Source organism: Emticicia oligotrophica DSM 17448 (assembly GCF_000263195.1).
In the GTDB taxonomy this organism is placed as follows: domain Bacteria; phylum Bacteroidota; class Bacteroidia; order Cytophagales; family Spirosomataceae; genus Emticicia; species Emticicia oligotrophica.
Genome location: NC_018748.1, coordinates 227,970 through 246,191 on the forward strand (window position 1 = coordinate 227,970; position 18,222 = coordinate 246,191).

The window sequence follows — 18,222 nt, forward strand, 5'->3', positions numbered from 1 at the left end:
GTACTTTTTTTTTGAAATACTACCATTTTTTCTTCTTATTTTTACATTTCAACAAAATCAACCTAAAAACCGTTTTTTAATGAAAATTGTCAAAAAAATTTTATTAGGACTGCTAATTTTGCTCGTGGTAGCTACTGTTGGCATTTTCTTTTATCTTCAAAGCACAAAACCTAAACTTGATGGTGAACTCCAACTCAAAGGACTGAAAGCACCAGTCGAAGTCGTTTATGATGATTTCGGTGTGCCTCACATTTACGCACAAAACGAAGAAGATTTATTCCAAGCATTTGGTTATGTCCACGCCCAGGATCGTCTTTTTCAAATGGAAATCGTCAGACGCCTTGCCGATGGCCGTTTAGCTGAATTATTCGGAGAAAAAGCACTCCCTTCTGATAAATTTTTTCGTACACTAAGTTTCCGAAAACACGCTCAGTGGACCATTGATTCGGTACTTATGACCAATCCTAATGCACCATTTGTTAAAGCAGCTCAAGCTTACATCAAAGGTGTAAACGAATACATTCAGAATGGTAAAACCCCCATTGAATTTTCAATCATTGGCATCAAAAAAACTCCATTTGAGTTAGCTGATATGCAAATTATTATGGGTTACATGGGTTTTACATTTGCCGAAGCATTTCGTTCAGAATCAATCGCAACCATGATTCAAAGCAAATATGGCCCTGAATATCTGAAAGATGTCATGTCGGCTTGGCCTGCAAACGAACCAAAAATTCCAACCCAAGCACAAGAATCTAAAGTTCAATCTTCAGAAATATTGGCAAAAATGGCTAATCAATTGACAAATATTGAATATAATTCTCCTTTTCCACCTTATCACGGTTCAAATGGCTGGGTTATCGCTGGCTCTAAAACTAAATCTGGTAAACCTATCTTATCAAACGATACCCACATTGCATTCTCACAACCATCAGTTTGGTACGAAGCACACCTCGAATGCCCTAATTTTAAATTTTATGGAAATTTCTTAGCTGGAACACCTGTAGGGGCTCTAGGACACTCACAATATGGCGGTTGGGGACTAACGATGTTCGAGAACGACGATGTTGATTTCTTCCGTGAAAAAGCTAACCCTGCCAATCCTAACCAAGTTTGGTATAAAGATCACTGGGAAGATTTGAAAGTTAGAGAAGAAGTTATCAAAGTAAAAGACAAAGGTGATGTAAAAATTGCCATCAAAACTTCTCGACATGGAATCATTATGAATGAAAGTTTTGATAAAATGGCTGACCAAAAAGAGCCAATTGCTCTTTGGTGGGTATTTAACCAATTTCCAAGCTACCATTTAGAATCTTTCTATAAAATGGCTCATGCCAAAAATGCGACCGAAGTTGGCGAGGCAGTAAGTAAACTGACTTCACCGGGATTAAATGTAATGTGGGGAGATACTGAAGGAAATATCGCTTGGTGGGCGGCAGGAAGATTACCGAAACGTCCTGCACATGTCAACCCAATGGTTATTTTGGATGGCTCAACTGGTAATGATGACCCACAAGGCTGGTATGATTTCTCATTGAATCCTCAAATACTGAATCCTAAACGTGGGGTACTTTACACGGCTAATAACCAACCTGCCGATATGGGGAATGGTCTTGTAGCGGGCTATTATGTAGCAGGCAATCGAGCAAGTCGCATTGAAGAATTATTATTCAACGACAAGAAAGATTGGACAGAAGAAAGTGTTCGTCAAGTTATCAACGATGTAACCTCTTCCCCATACAAGGCTCTTTTAAAAGATATTTTACCTGTAATTGATAGAACTCAACTGAACGAACCAGCAAAAGTAGCTTACGAAAAATTAGCTAAGTGGGACGGGTCACATGATTTAGAAGATACAGAACCAACCATTTATTATCGTTTCTTGTATCATTTCTTTGTCAACACAATCAAAGATGAGTTAGGCAATGAAGTCTTTAAAGCTTTCGAGCATAACGGAAATTTCAAACGAAATATGGCGTCATTGATGCGAAATGATGCCTCGCCTTGGTGGGATAATATTTCGACCCCTAAAAAAGAAACTCGTAAAGAAATTCTTACACAATCATTGAACGAAGCTCTAAATAGCCTTGCAGAGCAACTAGGAAAAGAAATGAATGATTGGCAATGGGGTAAAGTGCATACACTTACGCACAATCATCCGCTGGGAATTGTGCCCGTTATTGGTAAATTTTTCAATGTGGGTCCACTCCCAGCACCGGGCGGACGAGAAACCATTAATAATTTAGACTTTCCAATTGATTCAAGTGGAACCTATAAAGTTACCTACGGACCCGCCCTGCGTAGAATTGTAGATTTTGGCGATGCCGAGCACGGAAGAAGCGTTTTACCAAGTGGACAGTCGGGTAATGTAATGAGTAAACATTATGGTGACCAAGCCGAGATGTTTGTAAAAGGTGGGTCTCGTCCAGAATTAATGAATCGAACAGAAATTGAGAAGGTAAAAACAGGGAAATTAATTTTGAAGCCATAAATCGCTGAAAATAGGATTTTGGTCTAAATTGTAGGCCAAAATCCTTAAATAATTAGCCCAATTAAGAACAATTTCTTTAATTTTATGTATTATAAATATTCTATAAACGGAATCATAATTTCTATTAACACAGATATTTTCAAACATAAATAAGCTTTACTCTATTCATTTTCACCATTATTACCTACAAAAATGGCAAAATATAAACTCAAAATCAACGGTAAAGAATACGAAACCGACGCATCTCCAGACACCCCACTTCTTTGGGTTTTACGTGATAACCTCGGCCTCGTTGGTACAAAATATGGCTGCGGAATGGCCATGTGTGGTGCTTGTACTGTACACGTGAACGGTGAAGCTACACGCTCTTGTGTGTTGCCTGTTTCATCGGTATCTGATTCAAAAATTACGACAATAGAAGGCCTTTCTGAAAAATGTGACCACCCTGTTCAACAAGCATGGGATGCAATGGATGTTCCACAGTGCGGATATTGCCAAGCAGGACAAATCATGACCGCTGTATCATTCTTGAAAAAGAATTCAAAGCCAAGTTTAGAGGAAATTGAAGCAGCTATGTCGGCTAACTTATGTCGTTGTGGCACTTATCACCGCATCAAAGAGGCTGTTCAATTAGCAGCATCAAAAATGTAATTTTTAAAGTTTGAATGAATTTTCATCATTCATAACTAACGATTCATTTTTAATCTAAAATCAAGATATAAAATCATGACAAAACATAATAGCCGACGAGATTTCTTAAAAACTTCTGTCCTTAGTACTGGAGGCTTGCTTTTGGGCTTTAATTGGTTTGGACAAGAAGCATCGGCCGCACAAGTGGTAGAAAGTGCAAGCAATAGTTTCAATGCATATTTATCTATCCAACCCGATGGCATCGTTACGATTCTGTCACCTAATCCTGAAATCGGACAAGGCATTAAAACTGCATTCCCAATCATTGTTGCAGAAGAATTGGATGTAGATTGGAATAATGTAAAAGTAGTTCAAGCTCCGCTTGATACCAAAAAATTCGAACGACAAGTAGCTGGTGGTAGCGGTTCGATTCCTCATTCATGGCAACGCCTACGTAAAGCAGGTGCAACTGCCCGCCAAATGCTTATTGAAGCAGCAGCTAAGCGTTGGGGAGTTTCAGCTAGCGAATGTAGCACGGATAAGGGTTTTGTTGTTCATACTTCGGGCAAAAAACTAAGTTATGGAGAATTAGCCAATGATGCTGCTAAACTTACACCACCTACTGACGTTAAACTAAAAGACAAAAAAGACTTTAAACTCATTGGTTCAACGGTAAAAGGTGTTGATAATTATGGGGTTCTCACAGGAAAACCACTTTTTGGGCTCGACTTTTATCGTGAAGGAATGAAGTTTGCCATGATTCAGCGACCAGCTGCTTTTGGCATGAAACTAAAATCTTTTGATGCTTCAGCAGCTAAAGCGTCTGCTCCCGGCATTGAGGTCGTGTCGTTTAAAGATAAAGTGGCCATTGTTGGAAAATCTACTTGGGAAGTTAAGAAAGCCCGTGAGTTAGTAAAGATAGAATGGGAAAAAGCCTCTAATCTTGAAAGTACTGACGAACACAACAAAATTTTCAAGGAACTATTAGATAGTAATAAAGCAGAAGTTCGTAGAAAAGATGGAGATGTTGAGACAGCCTTTAAAGATGCTGCAAAAATTGTAGAGGCAGAATATCAATGTCCATTCTTGCCTCATAATCCAATGGAACCTATGAATTTCTTCGCTCACGTTCGTGAAGATGGCGTTGAATTAGTTGGTCCAACCCAAACTCCTCAGGCAGCACAAACACAAACTGCAAAATTACTCAATATTCCAGTTGAGAAAGTAAGTGTTGAACTCACTAAAATGGGTGGTGGATTTGGTAGAAGATTAGGAACTGACTACGTTTTGGAAGCAGCTGAGCTTTCGAGTATCATTAAAGCTCCTGTGAAAGTGATGTGGACGCGTGAAGATGATATGAGCGGTGGAAGTTATCGTCCTGCGGTTCGCTATCGTTTCCGAGCTGCCCTCGATAAACAAGGAAATATGATTGGCTATACCCTTCGAGGTGCGGGAATTAATGCTGGTAACTCAACTCGCCAAGACAATTTTCCTTCAGGTGCAGTTCCAAATTTATTGATAGATTCTGTAGAACATAAATCACCAATTACCACTGGACCTTGGCGTGCTCCAATTACTAACTTCTTGGCATTTGCCGAGCAATCTTTCATTGATGAAGTTGCCAACGCCGCTGGTAAAGACCCTGTTCAATTCAGACTTGATTTATTAGAAAAAGCCAAAACTTCACCAACAGGGCCTATCAAATATGATATCGACCGTATGAAAGCAGTGATTGAGTTAGCGGCAGAAAAATCGGGTTGGGGCAAGAAGAAAAAAGGTGTAAGTCAAGGCTTTAGCGTTTATTTCTCACATGCATCTTATGTGGCTCAAGTGGCTGATGTAGTACTGAAAAAAGGAAAGCCTGTAATACAAAAAATTCATGCCGCTGTTGATTGTGGTATAGTTGTCAATCAAAGTGGTGCAAGAAACCAAGTAATGGGTGGAATTGTAGATGGAATCGGACATGCCATGTATGGAAATCTAACTTTTAAAGATGGAGCTCCAATCCAAAATAACTTTAATGCATTTAGAATTATAAAAATGAACGAAATTCCAGCAATTGAAGTGCATTTTGTTAATAATGGCATTGACCCAACTGGTCTTGGAGAACCTGCCCTTCCTCCTACTGGTGGTTCTGTTGCCAATGCAATATTTAAAGCAACTGGTAAGCGTCTTCGCAACCAACCATTTGTTGAAGAAGATGAAAAAATGTTTGAGGGTATTTCTTAAGACTCTCACTTTCAATAAAAGCCAAATCAGCTATGAAACTGATTTGGCTTTGTTGTTTTTTATTACGCAATAGCTAAGATAAGCTTAAAACCCCGATGTTTTTTTCATCATTTCCCAGATAAAAAATCAAACTATACAAAACTCAACATTACTCACTTATAAATTCATTCTTTTTTAAATTGACAAAAACTACAAGTTTTCAATCAAAATAATTAAAATAAAAACATTCTATTTCATATCTTAATCTCAGACTTATTTTATTTGCCAAAGCTAAAAATTACATATATTTTCTTTTGTAGCACACTTTTTCGCTAGAATCACATTATAGATATTTTCTCTAAATAAGACAAGATTTATAGATTAAATTACTATCCTTCAAAAATATTCCATAAAATTTCTCTAATATTTCTAACAATTTGTTTTAACAATTAATTTATAATTTTAGTATATTTGCAAACTCATCTAAACAAACAATTCATGCAGATTTACACCCCAAAGCATGAATCAATTCAAAAATAAACTCCCCTTCAGGGGCAGGGGGTTTTTCACCGATGAAAGTAAACCTTAGTACGCAAGAATCCTTTGAGAGTCGTCACCACGGCAAAAGCCAAAATGACCTTCAAGCCATGTTTAATACAATTGGCGTTAATTCACTAGATGAACTAATTGACCAAACAGTTCCTGAAAAAATCCGTTTGAAAAATGCATTAAACTTACCATCTTCGAAATCAGAGGTGGAGTTCTTGGCTGACTTCAAAGCTTTAGCTCAAAAAAATAAAATCTACAAATCTTTTATCGGTACTGGCTACTACGATACAATCGTACCGAATGTAGTTTTGAGAAATATATTAGAAAATCCATCTTGGTACACTGCCTACACACCTTATCAGGCTGAAATTGCCCAAGGTCGTTTAGAAATGTTACTCAATTTCCAAACTATGGTAATTGAACTAACAGGAATGGAAATTGCCAATGCTTCTTTACTTGATGAAGGAACTGCCGCTGCTGAAGCCATGACGATGCTCCATAGTGTGCGTCCTGCTGCTAAGAAAAACGCTCAAACTTTCTTCGTTTCAGAACTTTGTCACCCACAAACCATTGATTTGGTGATTGGTCGTGCAAAACCATTAGGCATTCATGTTGTAGTTGGTAACCATATTACTTATGACCTTACAAACGAAGACCTCTACGGAATTTTACTGCAATACCCAGCTACTAATGGCGAAGTATATGACTATACAGATTTGATTGCATCGGCTCATGAGCTTAATGTATTTACAGCGGTTGCTGCTGATTTACTTTCTTTAACCCTTCTTACTCCTCCAGGTGAAATGGGTGCTGATGTTGTAGTTGGTTCGGCACAACGCTTAGGTGTTCCGATGGGTTATGGTGGACCTCATGCCGCATTCTTTGCTACTAAAGATTCTTTTAAGCGTCAGATTCCTGGCCGTATTATTGGTGTTTCGGTTGATGCACAAGGCAATCGTGCACTAAGAATGGCATTACAAACACGTGAACAACACATTCGTCGTGAAAAAGCTACTTCAAATATTTGTACAGCTCAAGTACTGCTTTCGGTAATGGCGGCTGCTTATGGTATCTATCATGGACCAGCAGGTTTGAAAGGAATTGCAGCAAAAGTACATGGATTAGCTAAATTATTTGCTGAATCAGTTGAAGGCCTTGATTATCAGGTAATCAATAAAAATTATTTCGATACCGTAACACTCCACGTAGAAGATAGTTCAAAACTTCGTGCTATTGCTGAAAAGAATGAGGTAAACTTACGTTACTATGCAGATGGAAACGTTGGTGTTTCATTTGATGAACGTAAAACACTCAAAGATGTAGAACTCCTGCTAAATATCTTTGCAGAAGCCAACGGAAAAGCAACGACTATCAACTTAAAATCTGAAGTAGAAATTGGTTTTGCACCGGGCTTAAACCGAACTTCTGATTACATGACTCATCCAGTGTTTAGTAGTTATCATACTGAACACGAAATGTTGCGTTACTTAAAATCTTTAGAGAATAAAGATTTATCGTTGGTTCACTCAATGATTTCATTGGGAAGTTGTACGATGAAGCTTAATGCAACGGCTGAAATGATTCCTGTAACTTGGCCAGAATTTGGGAATATCCACCCATTTGCTCCGCAGAATCAAGCGGAAGGCTATCAAGAATTATTCAAAAACTTGAACGACTGGCTTTGTGAAGTAACTGGTTTTGCTCAAATGTCACTACAACCAAACTCGGGGGCACAAGGTGAATACGCAGGTTTGATGGTAATTCGTGCTTACCACGAAAGTCGTGGGGATTCACACCGCAATATTGCTTTAATTCCTTCATCGGCTCACGGTACAAACCCAGCTTCTGCAGTAATGGCAGGTATGCAGGTGGTTGTGACCAAATGTGATGAAAAAGGAAATATTGATGTGGCTGATTTAAAAGCAAAAGCCGAACAATACTCAGCAAACTTAGCTTGTTTGATGGTAACTTACCCATCGACGCACGGTGTTTTTGAAGAATCTATCATTGAAATTTGCGACTTGATTCACGCTCACGGCGGACAAGTATATATGGATGGTGCAAATATGAATGCCCAAGTAGGTTTGACCTCTCCTGCTACCATTGGAGCGGATGTTTGTCACCTCAACCTACATAAAACATTCTGTATTCCTCACGGTGGTGGTGGCCCTGGAATGGGACCAATCGGTGTAGCTCAGCATTTAGCTGAATTTTTACCCACTAATGCAGTGGTTAATATGGGCGGGAAATTTGGAATTCATGGAATTTCAGCAGCTCCATTTGGTAGTGCAAGTATCCTTACTATTTCATACGCTTACATTGCTATGATGGGGGGAGAAGGCTTAACCAATGCCACTAAAAATGCTATCTTAAATGCGAATTATATCAAATCTCGTTTAGAAGGCGAATACCAAATCCTTTATACCGCAGATAGTGGACACTGTGCTCACGAAATGATTGTTGATTTGCGTCCGTTCAAGGCAAGTGCAGGTGTTGAGGCAGAAGACGTAGCCAAACGTTTGATGGATTATAACTTCCATGCTCCTACGCTTTCGTTCCCAGTAGCTGGAACATTGATGATTGAACCAACAGAGTCAGAATCAAAAGCTGAACTTGATCGTTTCTGTGATGCATTATTGAGCATTCGTGAAGAAATCAGAGAAATTGAAGAAGGCAAAGCGGATAAAGCAAATAATGTATTGAAACATGCCCCTCATACTGCTCCAGTAGTTTTAACAGAAGAATGGACAAGACCTTATTCGAGAGAAAAAGCAGCTTATCCTCTAGCTTATGTTAAAGCAAATAAGTTCTGGGCAACAGTTAGCCGCATAGACTCGGCTTATGGAGATAGAAACCTCATTTGTGCTTGCGAGCCAGTTGAGGCTTATGCAGAAAATTAAATAATTTGAGGCACATCTTAGGTAAGAGCGTCCTAAACTTTGTAACTAATCAAAGTTTAGGACGCTCTTATCGTAAAGGTGTTCCACACTTTTATTCTCAATCTCAGAAAATATAAATTGCCTATACATTTTCAATAAATCCTTGAATTTCTTCTTCAAAAATTACTTTCTTTGTAATTAATCACAAACGAAACCCTCTAATGAAAAATAAAAATGCCTTACTTGGAGCTGCTTTTCTAATGGCCACTTCAGCTATTGGTCCAGGCTTTTTGACACAAACTACTGTTTTCACACAGCAATTAGCAGCTAGTTTCGGTTTTGTGATTTTACTTTCCATTTTACTTGATATTGGAGCTCAATTGAATGTTTGGCGTGTAGTTTCGGTGAGCCGTAAACCAGCCCAAGATTTGGCCAATGAATTATTCTTTGGTTTGGGCTACCTTTTAGCTTTCTTAATTGTCATTGGTGGTTTGGCATTTAATATTGGGAATGTTGCAGGTGCAGGTTTAGGCTTTGAGGTATTATTTGGAATAGATGTGAAGTTGGGAGCTATTATAAGCTCTGGCATTGCAATTGGAATCTTTTTATCGAAAGAAGCAGGAAAATTAATGGATAACTTTGCCAAAATTCTAGGTTTTTTAATGATTCTACTTATTCTCTATGTAGTTTTTGTCTCTCAACCTCCTATTTTTGAAGCTATTCAACGTACAATAATTCCTCAAAAATTTGATGCTTTAGCCACTGTTACACTCGTTGGTGGAACAGTAGGTGGTTATATAACTTTTGCGGGGGTGCATCGTTTGATGGATGCTGGCATTAGTGGAGAAGAAAACCTATCAGAAATCAACCGTAGTGCAACCACCGGTATTTTGGTAACGGCCATTGTCAGATACCTACTTTTCTTAGCTTCATTGGGTGTTGTTGTTGCAGGAATGACCTTGAATAAGGATAATCCACCTGCTTCGGTATTTCAGCTAGCTGCCGGAGAAATTGGGTATAAAATCTTTGGAGTAGTTATTTGGTGTGCAGCTATTACTTCAGTAGTTGGGGCAGCTTATACATCTGTATCTTTCTTACGAACTTTTCATCCAAGTTTCGAAAAATTCCATCGACAAATCATCATTGGCTTCATCGTTTTCTCTACAATTATTTTTGTATTAATTGGGAAACCTGTAAAAATACTTGTTTTAGTAGGTACAATCAATGGATTTATTCTCCCAATTGCCTTAGCCATTATGCTGGTGGCAAGTAGAAAGACTCGAATTGTTGGTAATTATAAACATTCCATCTTCTTACAAATCATTGGGTGGTTAGTGGTAATGATTATGACAGCCATGGCAGTTTATGGATTTTTCCCAAAATGATGCATTAATCAAAATGCTTCACCAATTGTTGCGTAAAAATTGCCGCCAGTATATGGGGATAGGGCATAATCTAAGCGAAGATTTAGGTGATTTTTGGTAGCTATTCTCAAACCTGCTCCATATGTAAATTTGGGTTTATTTAGGCGTAAAAAATGATTATGCTCACTTCCCATAAAACCTACCGAACCAAAAGCAACTGCTCCTAAGCGTTTCCAAACTTCTTGGCGAACTTCTTGTTGAATCATTAAGGCATTTTTATCACGGAAGTAACCTTCAAAAATTCCTCGCATTTTCGATTGTCCTCCTAAATATGCTAATTGATTGAATGGCACATTTCCTAAATTAGCAATAGCAACGTAATTACTAGCCCAAACTGTTTTATTAGTCAATGATTTATAAAAAGCAAAATCTGCTGAAATCTTTGTAAAATTGCGATTTGCACCAAAAAATCTCCCTGAAGGAACGATGAAAAATTCCCCAAAAACACCTTTTCTAGGATAAAACACTTGGTCACGGGTATCTTTCAAAAAACTTAAACCTAAACCTAATGTACGCGATTTATCACTCCCATCAATGATTCCAGAAGCTAATTCTCCATCTTTTTTGGTTTTCGTGACAACGTAGTTTTCAAAATTTACTCTTAGACCTACATAAGTTTTGGCATTAATCGCACGCGTAGCTAGTAACCTAACACGCTCATAATCAGCATCGTATTTTTCTTCTGGTACTCGATTTTCACCAATTCCAGAATAAATATAATTATATCTAAACCAACCATTTTCAGAGGCGAAGTAGTATTTACCATTATTGGTAAATATTTTAAAAGGCATAAAAATAAGTATTTGCTTATTTTGAGTAAATGTAGTCCCAAAAGAAATTTGTGATAATTTAGCATTGATGGAATCTTTGGCAAAGCCAAAAGTGGCGACACCTCCTACCCCTCCACCCCAACGTGTTTCGGGTAGTCGAAAAACGACAGGTAAGGCCACAAAATTTTTATCCCTGAGTAGTTTATGAGTAGAATCTTGTGCGGAAACTTTTTCTAAACCAAAGAATAATAATATAACCAAACAAAAAAACTTCATTCTCATTAGTTTATCTTCTTTCAAGATTAAAACGAGATTAAAGACTAATTGTTTGAATTAGCATTTATTAAGGTTTTATTAGGTTATTTAGCGAAGCAATACTAGCACCTCGGTAATTGAGCGAAGCAATACTAACACCTCGGTAGCTGAGCGAAGCCGAAGCTACTCACAAATTTCAATGATTTCGGCATTACTCAACCACCGAAATTTAATGACAATTTATCAATTTGAAATTTTAAGATAGAATTTTCAAAGTTCAATGGCATCCAATCATCTACCAAAATTTAGAACCAATTGAATATACAGAATACAGACAAATGAAATCTTACATTACTTTACCTTCGCGGTAGTAGCCATAAATTCTTTGAGATAAAAAGGCTCAAAATCAGCTACATTTTCAAATTGCCCTCTTTCGAATACATTTGTAGCCAAAATACCCACACTTTTAGCAGATGGATTAAGTGTTGTTTCTAAAAAAAGAGCATTGGGATTTTGACCTAAAGTACTACGACATTTACTAGCTCCATCGCCAAAAAACAATACTTTTTTCTTTTGTAAGATTTCATTAAATGAATTTTCATCAATAATTTTTGCCTGAGTTTCCTCTACTTGTTCTTGTGTGTAAGCATTATAAATCGCACAATAAACTTCCATTCGGCGAGCATCAAGCATTGGGCAAAGTAAATCGAAACTTGTGGATTCCTCATTTAAGATTCGAAAATCAGAAATTGCGTATGCCATTGCTTCCAAAGTATTTACAGAAATCAATGGTTTATCAAGTGTATAACATAAACCTTTAGCGGTAGAAACACCAATGCGTAAACCAGTATATGAACCTGGCCCTTTTGCAACAGCAATAGCATCGAGACTTTCGTAGGTTAATCCTGCAGTTTTTACTACGTGTTGTATTAACGTAGTTAACATGCCAGAAGAAGATTTTTCATTATATATCTCGCTGATTGATAGTAGCTTTCCATCTTGATGAATTGCTGCTGAACAACCTTTTGTAGAAGTTTCGATACTTAAAATAATGGGCATTGAGCGGTAATTAAGAATTTGAATCAAAAATTAAGGGTAAGTAATTTCCTTAATATGGTCTATTTTCCTGCAAAAATACACATTTACCTATCATTTATCAGCAAAGATGTGGTATAACATTTTAAAAGCCATCGAATAAATTCAATGGCTTTTGAAACAAAGGATATTTTATAAGAACTGAATAAATTCAGTGGTACATTTTCTTTATTAATTATTATTTACTTCTAATGGCAATTACTGGGTCAAGACGTGCGGCTTGCCACGCTGGTATGATTCCCGAAACAACTCCGATGATACTAGCTATGATTAATCCAAAAATAATATTGCTCGATGTAAGAATAATATCAAGTGACCCCAGTGGTAAAAAACTAAGGAGATAAACTAAAAGAATGCCAAAGAATCCACCAATTAGGCACAAAAAAACTGACTCGAATAAGAATTGAAAAAGAATAAAGAAATTTTTAGCTCCAAGAGATTTCTGAATACCAATGATATTTGTACGCTCTTTTACCGAAACAAACATGATATTAGCAATACCAAAACCTCCAATAAGTAAAGAAAATAATCCAATGAAAAAGCCACTTGTACGAATTGTGCCAAAGAGTTGTCCTAATGCTGCTGCGGCGGCTTCGGGGCGATTCAAAGCAAAATTATCCTCTTGAGTTGGTCGAAGACCACGTTTAGTACGCATCAAACCAGTAGTTTCTCCTTCCAGTTCCAATAATCCTTCATCAGTATCAAATCCTTTTAAAACAATATCACCATAAGGTTCGCCCGAAGAGAAAATACGTTTATGTGCTAAAAAAGGAATATAAACTTTCTGGTCTGGCTCACCACCAAAATCGGCAATTTGTTTCCCTTTTCTTTCTTGAATACCGATTACCGTTAGCGTTTGACCTTTCATTTTAAATGATTGTCCGATTGGGTCTGAATCAGGAAATAGAGCATCAGAAATATCCGCACCTAAAATCGCAACGTTTCTTCCAGACTCAACTTCCTGAGGGGCAAAATACCTACCATTAACAATAGGTACTTCGGTAATATCGGTAAAATCATAAGTTATTCCTTGACATAAAGCTTCGATACTATTACTACCTTTTTTACAAGAAACCCCACTCGAGAAATCCATCATTGCCACTGATTGAGCGTGTTCTAGGTTTTCTTTCAAATATTTAAACTCATCATATTTAGGCTCTGGACGCATAAAATACTTCCACCACGGATAATCTCCCCCACCAAAAAACCAAGGCCATTTTTGTACGTATATTACATTCGTACCGATTGAACTTAAACTACCCTTTATATTAGACTCTAATGAATCGACCATTGTATAAACGCCAATTATTGAAAAAATTCCAACAGTTACTCCCAGTAAAGAAAGAACCGTACGGAGAATATTCTCTCGCAAAGCGTTCATCGCAAATCGAAAACTTTCTAATATTAGTAATAGTACTTTCATAATTTTAAAATGTTAGCTAGGCACAAAACCTCAATTTAATGTATCCACGAAAATAATCAACCGAAATTACTTTCGTAAATGAATTTCCTCAATCAGTAGATTTTAGTAAATTAACGGCAAATTTTAAGGATATGTGGGATACCTCTATTTTTAACATTGAGCAAATCTGTAGAAACTAGAAAAATATTTAATTTCCTAAAGTACAAATTTCAACAAACATGAATAAAAACCTCGCCCTAATTACATTACTATTTGTAAGTTTAATTTTCTCTTGCACAAATAAACCTACTCAAACAACCAATGGCGTTTCAAGCGAACGCAAAGACCTTTTTGTTCTTTTCGAAGAAGACCCAAGTCAGAAAACATTTTTCTCCGACCGAAAAGGAGTTATAGGTAAAAATGGGATGGTAGCTTCAGCCCACCCTGACGCGTCAAAAGTAGGTGTAGAAATCATGAAAATGGGTGGCAACGCCGTTGATGCAGCCGTGGCTACACATTTTGCTTTAGCCGTGGTATTTCCATTTGCTGGGAATTTAGGTGGCGGTGGTTTTGCTGTTATCCGAGATAAAAATGGAAAAGCTTACACACTTGATTTCAGAGAAAAGGCACCTCTTAAAGCTCACCGAGATATGTATTTAGATGCCAAAGGTGACGTGATTCAGGGACTAAGCCTTTTAGGCCACTTAGCGAGTGGCGTGCCTGGTTCAGTTGATGGAATGGTTGAAATTCATAAAAAATTTGGAAAATTATCTTGGGAGAAAGTTATTCAACCTGCCATTGACCTTGCAGAAAATGGTGTAGTATTAACTGAAAGAGAAGCACTCGGACTCAATAATAACAAAGCGGCTTTTAGAAAAGTAAATGGAGAAAATACACCTTATTTTATGCACCCAGAAAATCGTGATTGGGTAAAAGGTGAAATATTAATTCAAAAAGATTTGGCTAAAACCTTACGTCTTATCCAACAAAAAGGTAGAAATGGCTTTTACGATGGAGAAGTGGCCGACCTATTAGTAAAGGAAATGCAAAAAGGTGGAGGAATAATCTCGCACGAAGACTTGAAAAAATATCATTCGGCATGGAGAGAACCCATCGTTGCCGATTATAAGAATAATTATAAAATCATTACAATGCCACCTTCTTCGAGTGGTGGCGTAGCTTTGGTCCAACTTCTGCGTTTAGTTGAGCAATACCCACTTCGTAAATGGGGCTTTAATTCTGATTCTACTGTACAGGTCATGATTGAAGCAGAACGCCGAGTTTATGCCGACCGTGCCAAATGGATGGGTGATATGGATTTCATTAAAGTACCAATGAAAGAGTTGATGAGCAGGGAATATTTGAAAAAACGTTGGTCAGATTTCAATTTTGCGAAAGCAACTGATAGTAAAAGCATTGATGGTGGTAAAATTCCAGGCTATGAGTCTAATGAAACTACACACTATTCAGTCGTTGATAAAGATGGAAATGCGGTTTCAATTACTACAACGCTTAATGGTGGTTATGGCAGTAAAGTTGTGGTAGCTGGGGCTGGATTTTTAATGAATAATGAAATGGACGATTTCAGTATTAAGGCTGGTGTGCCAAATATGTTTGGCTTACTTGGCAACAAAGCCAACGAAATTCAACCCGAAAAACGTATGCTTTCATCAATGACTCCAACAATCGTTGAAAAAGATGGAAAATTCCTGATGGCAGTTGGTACACCCGGAGGGTCTACCATCATCACCTCAGTTTATCAAACCATTTTAAACGTAATTGAACATGGAATGACTATGCAGCAGGCCGTTAACGCCTTAAAATTCCACCACCAATGGATGCCTGACCGCACAGTTTATGAACCCAATGCATTCAATGAGAAAACAGTCAATGCTTTAAAATCACGAAGTTATATTATTGATGCACAAAAAGGTACACTCGGAAGAATGGATTGCATTATGTTACGTTCGGATGGAATGCTTGAAGGAGCATCAGACCCAAGAGCTGATAATACAAGTGTAGGGTATTAATTTTGGAATTTCAAAGAAGGATTATGCCAAGCAGATGACATAATTTAATAAAAACGCTAATTTTCACTGAAATGTATTAACATCAGTGAAAATTAGCGTTAATAAATCTGTGCTCTATGCGGTTTGACAATTTGTAGATAATATTGAATTTATAGTTATAATAATTCAGCATCATCCATTATTTACTAATAATTCCCTTAGCAATTAGATAAGGAATAATTAACCAAAGTAAGCCTTTTATCAAGAAAAATAGGAATCCAGCCCATCCGAGCCTTTTGAACCATTGCTTAAATTTCGACTGTTCTTCCATGAAAAATTTTACTAAATTTGATTATTGTCTGCCGACGGTCGATTACTTGTGTAATTCTTCAACAAAAACATTAGGCCAATAGTTGCAATTAAAGAAAAAGCAATAATTGAAGTTGGTACATCATCCATGCTTTCAAGGTCGGTTTTTACAATTCCTAAATTATGTAAATACATGACCGTAACAGCAAAACCATTATTGAAAATATGGGCGAAAATTGGAACGAGAATGTTTCCTGTCCAATAGTAAAAATAGCCAAACAACACGCCCAACATCATACGAGGTATAATTCCATAAAACTGAAAGTGAATCACGGCAAAAATGAAAGCTGCTACCCAAATAGCCACATGGTGATTTCGTGTTCCTAAAAGCAGTTTTCGCATAATTAAACCTCTAAAAATTAACTCCTCTCCTACTCCTGCTATCACGGCAATAACCAAAAATGCTAATATAAATTGCCCAAACGATTTAAAATCAGTGAAAAACTTAGTTGTTTCAGCCAATTTATCTTCCATACCTTTTAGTATTGCCTCTAAGCCTTTCAAAGATTCTGGAAAAACAATTGCCTGATTAATTTCTTGCAGCCAACCATTGAAACCCATGAAGGCCATTTGAATCATCACAACCATTCCAAACACAGGAAGAGCAGGTATTTTCTCAAAATTAAGTGCTTGCCAAGTTTTCTTTTCGATAATTCGCCAATACAACCAAGCAGAACCTACAAAACCAATAAACGAACCCAAACCTTGACCTAAAATCATTCCAAGCCAAGCATTCGGAAGTTTAGAAAAATCGCCAGCACTCTCCATCAAATCTGTCAATGAAGCACCGACGGCCAACATCACTAGTATTTGTACAATACTTCCGACGACAAGAAAACCTATCAAAAAAAGGCCAATAATTATTAGTAAAGAGGAAACTGCGGGGTTTTCACGCGAATCAGAAAGTTTCATAAGTTTTTAGTAATTTTGTGGTAAAATTATTCAGTAATTCCTGTATTCGCAATGTTTAGGCCGTTTTTGGCACTCCGAAAGGAATTTTTAGCGTTTTTTTATAGTTAAGTTTATAAGGCAGGTTTCTAAACTGTCGATTGATTTACAAGCAAAAAGGTTTCAAACCTTTTCTTCATCAATAAGATATGGCAAAAATAGGCAATATAGATTTGGGGGAATTTCCACTTTTACTCGCACCGATGGAAGACGTGAGCGACCCACCCTTTCGTTTGGTTTGCAAAGAAAATGGTGCAGATATGATGTACACGGAATTCATTTCATCAGAGGGTTTGATTAGAAATGCAGCCAAAAGTGTACAAAAATTAGATATTTTCGAGTACGAACGTCCCATTGGTATTCAACTTTTCGGGAGTGACGTAGAAACGATGGGAGAATGTTCACGGATTGCCACCGAAGCACGCCCAGATTTAATTGATATTAACTATGGCTGTCCTGTAAAAAATGTTGCCTGTCGAGGAGCAGGAGCTGCCCTCTTGCAAGATATTCCGAAAATGGCAGAAATGACTGCCTCGGTTGTAAAGAATACCCATCTACCCGTAACAGTAAAAACACGTTTGGGCTGGAACGACGAAACCAAAAATATTGAAGAGGTAGCCGAACGCCTACAAGATGTTGGCATTCAAGCACTTACTGTTCATGGACGTACACGTGCACAGATGTATAAAGGTGAAGCCGATTGGACTTTAATCGCCAAAATTAAAGAGAACCCACGTATTAAGATTCCAATTTTTGGTAATGGCGATATTGATTCTCCTGAAAAAGCCCTCGATTATAGAAATAGATTTGGCGTTGATGGTATCATGATTGGCCGAGCAGCCATTGGTTATCCTTGGATTTTTAATGAAATCAAACATTATTTTGCAACAGGAGAAAAACTTGCCCCTCCGAGTATAGCTCAACGCGTAGATGCTGCACGAAAACATTTGGAGTTTTCAATCAAATGGAAAAATGACCGTCAAGGTATTTTAGAAATGCGACGCCACTACAGCAACTATTTCAAGGGTTTACCTAATTTCAAAGAATATCGTATGCGTCTAGTTCTCTCTCTTGATTTCCAAGAGATTTTATCAATCTTAGATGAAGTCTCGGTTGCATATGAAGGTTTTATCCTTGAAAAACAACAAATCAAAGTAGAATACGCTGGAGTAGATTAACAATAACTCGTAAAG

General features: G+C 37.4%; 12 protein-coding genes. 7 read left to right on the plus strand and 5 right to left on the minus strand.

Translation table 11 applies throughout. The features are described from left to right. The first annotated feature begins 79 nt into the window (after nt 1-79). The 5 genes from EMTOL_RS01040 to EMTOL_RS01060 all read left to right on the plus strand — a co-directional run bounded on the left by EMTOL_RS01040 (nt 80) and on the right by EMTOL_RS01060 (nt 10,142). The gene (locus tag EMTOL_RS01040; protein WP_015027400.1) at nt 80-2,491 is read left to right on the plus strand and encodes a penicillin acylase family protein; all 2,412 of its coding nucleotides are present in this window, start codon (nt 80-82) and stop codon (nt 2,489-2,491) included. Nucleotides 2,492-2,683: 192 nt separating this feature from the next. Next, the gene (locus tag EMTOL_RS01045) at nt 2,684-3,142 is read left to right on the plus strand and encodes a (2Fe-2S)-binding protein (protein WP_015027402.1); all 459 of its coding nucleotides are present in this window, start codon (nt 2,684-2,686) and stop codon (nt 3,140-3,142) included. A gap of 75 nt (nt 3,143-3,217) precedes the next feature. Beyond that, nucleotides 3,218-5,350: a xanthine dehydrogenase family protein molybdopterin-binding subunit gene (locus EMTOL_RS01050; protein WP_015027403.1), complete on the plus strand. Its 2,133-nt coding sequence runs from the start codon at nt 3,218-3,220 to the stop codon at nt 5,348-5,350. Nucleotides 5,351-5,901: 551 nt separating this feature from the next. After that, nucleotides 5,902-8,778 (plus strand): aminomethyl-transferring glycine dehydrogenase, encoded by a 2,877-nt coding sequence (gcvP, locus tag EMTOL_RS01055; protein WP_015027404.1) that lies wholly within the window; start codon nt 5,902-5,904, stop codon nt 8,776-8,778. Between the two features lie 200 nt (nt 8,779-8,978). Then, nucleotides 8,979-10,142 (plus strand): NRAMP family divalent metal transporter, encoded by a 1,164-nt coding sequence (locus EMTOL_RS01060; RefSeq protein ID WP_015027405.1) that lies wholly within the window; start codon nt 8,979-8,981, stop codon nt 10,140-10,142. 8 nt (nt 10,143-10,150) lie between these two features. Here EMTOL_RS01060 and EMTOL_RS01065 read toward each other — a convergent pair whose 3' ends face one another. The 3 genes from EMTOL_RS01065 to EMTOL_RS01075 all read right to left on the minus strand — a co-directional run bounded on the left by EMTOL_RS01065 (nt 10,151) and on the right by EMTOL_RS01075 (nt 13,724). After that, entirely contained in the window at nt 10,151-11,227 is a 1,077-nt protein-coding gene (locus EMTOL_RS01065; protein WP_052315332.1) for a BamA/TamA family outer membrane protein, read from the minus strand. Nucleotides 11,228-11,557: 330 nt separating this feature from the next. Continuing rightward, entirely contained in the window at nt 11,558-12,265 is a 708-nt protein-coding gene (tsaB, locus tag EMTOL_RS01070; RefSeq protein ID WP_015027407.1) for a tRNA (adenosine(37)-N6)-threonylcarbamoyltransferase complex dimerization subunit type 1 TsaB, read from the minus strand. Between the two features lie 214 nt (nt 12,266-12,479). Continuing rightward, nucleotides 12,480-13,724, minus strand: coding sequence for an ABC transporter permease (locus EMTOL_RS01075; RefSeq protein WP_015027408.1), 1,245 nt, complete (start codon nt 13,722-13,724; stop codon nt 12,480-12,482). A gap of 218 nt (nt 13,725-13,942) precedes the next feature. Here EMTOL_RS01075 and ggt point away from each other — a divergent pair, with 218 nt between their 5' ends. Next, nucleotides 13,943-15,733 (plus strand): gamma-glutamyltransferase, encoded by a 1,791-nt coding sequence (gene ggt, locus EMTOL_RS01080; protein WP_015027409.1) that lies wholly within the window; start codon nt 13,943-13,945, stop codon nt 15,731-15,733. Between the two features lie 178 nt (nt 15,734-15,911). Here the strand turns inward: ggt and EMTOL_RS22330 are convergent, their stop codons facing one another. Both EMTOL_RS22330 and EMTOL_RS01085 read right to left on the minus strand, forming a co-directional pair. Further along, nucleotides 15,912-16,043, minus strand: coding sequence for a hypothetical protein (locus EMTOL_RS22330; RefSeq protein WP_015027410.1), 132 nt, complete (start codon nt 16,041-16,043; stop codon nt 15,912-15,914). An 11-nt stretch (nt 16,044-16,054) separates the two neighbouring features. Continuing rightward, entirely contained in the window at nt 16,055-16,993 is a 939-nt protein-coding gene (locus EMTOL_RS01085) for a CPBP family intramembrane glutamic endopeptidase (RefSeq protein WP_015027411.1), read from the minus strand. A gap of 185 nt (nt 16,994-17,178) precedes the next feature. Between EMTOL_RS01085 and dusB the strand changes: the two genes are divergently transcribed. Beyond that, a complete protein-coding gene (gene dusB / locus EMTOL_RS01090; protein WP_015027412.1) occupies nt 17,179-18,207 on the plus strand; it encodes a tRNA dihydrouridine synthase DusB in 1,029 nt (342 codons plus the stop codon). The last annotated feature ends 15 nt before the right edge of the window (nt 18,208-18,222 follow it).